This is a genomic window from Streptomyces viridosporus, from assembly GCF_002078235.1.
Lineage (GTDB): Bacteria > Actinomycetota > Actinomycetes > Streptomycetales > Streptomycetaceae > Streptomyces > Streptomyces viridosporus.
The window spans coordinates 1-3,501 of the sequence record NZ_MSGP01000233.1 but is presented as its reverse complement, the minus strand read 5'-3'; the positions used below and the strand labels follow the sequence as shown (position 1 = coordinate 3,501).

The window sequence follows — 3,501 nt, the reverse complement described above, 5'->3', positions numbered from 1 at the left end:
GCCCGCGCTCCCGGGGCCGCCCGGTCCGCCCCGCCCACCCAGAGCGCGCAGGCGCTCCAGTTCGCGGCGATCGCGCTTGGTGGGGCGGCCCGCGCCGCGGTCGCGGATCCCGGCCGGGGCGACGGCCTCGCGGGGCGGGGGCGGCGGAGAGTTGTCGATGTAGCACTGGGCGGCCACCGGCGCCCCGACCCGCTTGCGGATCAGCCGCTTGACGACGACGACCCGCTCCCGGCCCTCGTGCCGCAGACGCACCTCGTCGCCGACGCGGACGGAGTGCGCGGGCTTTACCCGCTCACCGTTCACGCGCACATGGCCGCCGCGGCAGGCGGTGGCGCCGAGGGAACGCGTCTTGACCAGGCGCACCGACCAGATCCAGCTGTCGATCCGGACCGTCTCGCCGTGCTGCGGCCCGGCCGCCTCGGCCGCCGCCACGGCAGCGGCGATCTTCGGGTCCGGGGGAGCCGCCGTCTCCTGGCCGCCCTCGTCCGTCGCCTCCGCCGTGTTCCCGGCCCCACGCGTCCTGTCGTACTCCGCACCCTCAGAAGCCATGTCCCGACCTTAACCCTCGTCCCCGGCAGACCGTGCCCGCTTTTCGGGAGGGGCCCCGACCTGCGGGATCGCCGGGGCCCTACCGTGGAGTCATGGATTCCGGCGGCCTCACCGAACTGGACCGGCGCATCGCCGACTGCCGGGCCTGCCCCCGGCTGGTCGACTGGCGCGAGGAGGTGGCCCGCACCAGGCGTGCCGCCTTCGCGGACTGGACGTACTGGGGCCGGCCGGTGCCCGGCTTCGGACCGCCGGACGCCCGGCTGCTGATCATCGGACTGGCGCCCGCCGCACACGGCGGCAACCGCACGGGGCGCATGTTCACCGGCGACCGCTCCGGGGACGTGCTGTACCGGGCGCTGTACGACGTGGGGCTCGCCTCGCAGCCGTCCTCCGTGCACGCCGGGGACGGCCTGGAACTGTACGGCGTACGCGTCACCTCGCCCGTGCACTGCGCCCCGCCCGCCAACAAGCCCACGCCCGCGGAGCGGGACACCTGCCGGCCCTGGCTGGTGCAGGAGCTGCACCTGCTGCGGCCGACGGTGCGGGCCGCGCTCGTCCTCGGCGCCTTCGGCTGGCAGGCCGCGCTGCCCGCGTTCGCCGGGGCCGGCTGGACGGTGCCCCGGCCGCGCCCCGCCTTCGCGCACGGCGCACACGTCACGCTGCCCGCCGCCGACGGCCCCGGCCTGCATCTCTTCGGCTGCTACCACGTCAGCCAGCGCAACACCTTCACCGGCCTGCTCACCCCCGACATGCTCCGGGAGGTGCTGCGCACGGTGGCGGAGGCGGCGGGGCTGTCCCCACGGAACGCCCCGCGAAAATGAGATGAGCCTCCACCGTACGGTTGCTACGGTGCCCCGATGGGCCGCTATCCGGAGATCGAACCGTACGACCACGGCACGCTCGACGTCGGTGACGGCAACCGCGTGTACTGGGAGACCAGCGGAAACCCGCACGGCAAGCCCGCGGTGGTGCTGCACGGCGGCCCGGGCTCCGGTACGAGCCCGAACCTGCGGCGGTACTTCGACCCGGCCGCGTACCGGATCGTGCTGCTCGACCAGCGCGGCGCCGGACGCTCGACGCCCCCGGCGAGCGACCCCGCCACCGACATGAGCGTCAACACGACCGCCCACCTCATGGCGGACCTGGAGCGGCTGCGCGCCCATCTGGGGATCGGGCGGTGGCTGGTGTGGGGCGTGTCGTGGGGATCGGTCCTGGGCCTGCGGTACGCGCAGACCCACCCCGAAGTGGTGTCCGAGCTGGTGCTGACGGGGGTCGCCACCGGATCCGGCCGGGAAGTCGACCTGTTGACCCGAGGGCTGGGGAAGATCTTCCCGGAGGCCCACGAGCGGTTCCTCGCCGCGCTGCCCGCCGACGAGCGTGACGGCGACCCGGCCGCCGCGTACAACCGGCTGCTGGAGTCGTCCGACCCCGAGGTGCGGGAGCGGGCCGCGCGGGCCTGGACCGACTGGGAGACGGCGACGATCCCCGCCCCGCCCGGCTCGGTCGCACGGTTCCGGGACCCGGACTTCCGCAGGGGCTTCGCCCGCACCGTCACCCACTACTGGGGCAACGACCACTTCCTCGGCGAGGGCAACGACGAGGGCGTCGTCCTCCGGGACGCCCACCTGCTGAAGGGCCTCCCCGGCACCCTGGTCCAGGGCAGCCTCGACTTCGGCAACCTCCTCGGCACCGTCTGGCGGCTCCACCACGCCTGGCCGGGCAGCGAGCTGGTGATCGTGGACGAGGCCGGCCACGACGCCGGTGCCGCCGGGGACGACGCCCTGGTGGCGGCGACGGACCGGTACGCGCGCGCGGAGGGCCGCTGAACCCCGCCGCCCTACGGCCGCCACACGTACCGCACGTCCGGCTCCCGCTCCTCGTTGCCCGAGCCGTCCGTCCGCTCCACGGCCGCGAAGCCGTGCCGTTCGTAGAAGCGGTGGGCGGGCGCGTTGATCTGGAAGGTCCACAGGGAGAGGCCCTTCGGACGGAGCTCCTTGGCCAGGGCGACGAACCGGTCACCGACACCGCGCCCGCGCCACTCGGGGGCGAGGTACAGCTGCGCCAGCTCCTCGCCCTCCAGGGCCATCACCCCGACGACGCCCCCGCCCGCCGGCTCCGCCACCCAGGTCTCGCGCGACGGCACCAGGACGTGACGGAAGTAGGCGCGCACCTCGTCGTCGGACCGGGGCCGGACCACGCTCGGCAGCGCGGCGGCGAAGGAGCGCAACCAGACCTCGGCCGCGGCGTCGGCGTCGTCGGCCGAAACGGCCCGGCGCAGCGTCACGGCCCGGCCGCCGGTCCTCACGAGACCGTGCCCGCAGTGTCCGTCGTGCTTGCCGTGTCCGCCGCGCCCGCCGTGTCCGCCGTGTCCGGGACGACGGCCGTCGCGGTGATCTCGACGAGCTGCCCGGGGTAGCCGAGGCAGGCCACACCGATCAGGGTCGACGCGTGGGGGCCCGTGCTCAGCCCCGACGCCTTCACCACCTCCCACACGGCGGAGAGCACCGCGGGATCACTGCTCACGACGTACACGTCCGTGGCCACGACACGGGCCAGGTCGCTGCCCACCGCGCGCAGTTGTTCCTCGAGGTTGGCGATCACCTGCCGGGCCTGCCGCACCGGGTCCCCCGCCCCCACCAGCTCGCCGTCGGCGTCGAGGGGGACCGAACCCGCCAGGAACGCCAGCGCGGTGCCCGCCTCGACGACACAGGCGTGGGAGTAGCCGGGCGGCGGGAGGAGGGCGGGGACGGTGACACGCCGGATCACGCGGGCTCCGATCTGCGAGGGGCGGACCGCGCAGGGCGGGCCGCGAGGGGTGGACGACTCCCCGATCCTGCGCCTCCCGCCGCGCCGCCGCATCCCTATTTCGTTCGACCCGGGCCCGGACACCCCCTAATCTGCCCACGGCCGCCCACACGCCCCCGACCGCCAGGAGCCGCAGCAGTGCCAGCC

5 protein-coding genes are annotated in these 3,501 nt (G+C 75.1%); 2 read left to right on the top strand and 3 right to left on the bottom strand.

Going from position 1 to position 3,501, the window contains the following annotated elements; all coding sequences use genetic code 11:
* Nucleotides 1-549, bottom strand: a 549-nt coding sequence (locus B7L92_RS17250) for an RNA-binding S4 domain-containing protein (protein ID WP_081238489.1), incomplete at its 3' end; no start/stop codon positions are given.
* 92 nt (nucleotides 550-641) lie between these two features.
* Here B7L92_RS17250 and B7L92_RS17245 point away from each other — a divergent pair.
* Nucleotides 642-1,370, top strand: a complete 729-nt coding sequence (locus B7L92_RS17245) for a uracil-DNA glycosylase (protein WP_081238488.1) — start codon at nucleotides 642-644, stop codon at nucleotides 1,368-1,370.
* A gap of 36 nt (nucleotides 1,371-1,406) precedes the next feature.
* Nucleotides 1,407-2,375 (top strand): prolyl aminopeptidase, encoded by a 969-nt coding sequence (gene pip / locus B7L92_RS17240; protein ID WP_081238487.1) that lies wholly within the window; start codon nucleotides 1,407-1,409, stop codon nucleotides 2,373-2,375.
* A gap of 11 nt (nucleotides 2,376-2,386) precedes the next feature.
* On the opposite strand, the gene B7L92_RS17235 is transcribed toward pip, so the two are convergent.
* Both B7L92_RS17235 and B7L92_RS17230 read right to left on the bottom strand, forming a co-directional pair.
* Nucleotides 2,387-2,854 carry a GNAT family N-acetyltransferase gene (locus B7L92_RS17235; protein WP_081238486.1) on the bottom strand — a complete coding sequence of 156 codons (468 nt, stop codon included), beginning with the start codon at nucleotides 2,852-2,854 and terminating at the stop codon, nucleotides 2,387-2,389.
* Nucleotides 2,851-3,315 (bottom strand): RidA family protein, encoded by a 465-nt coding sequence (locus tag B7L92_RS17230; RefSeq protein ID WP_081238485.1) that lies wholly within the window; start codon nucleotides 3,313-3,315, stop codon nucleotides 2,851-2,853. The genes B7L92_RS17235 and B7L92_RS17230 overlap by 4 nt, the downstream gene beginning before the upstream one ends.
* Between the last annotated feature and the right edge of the window lie 186 nt (nucleotides 3,316-3,501).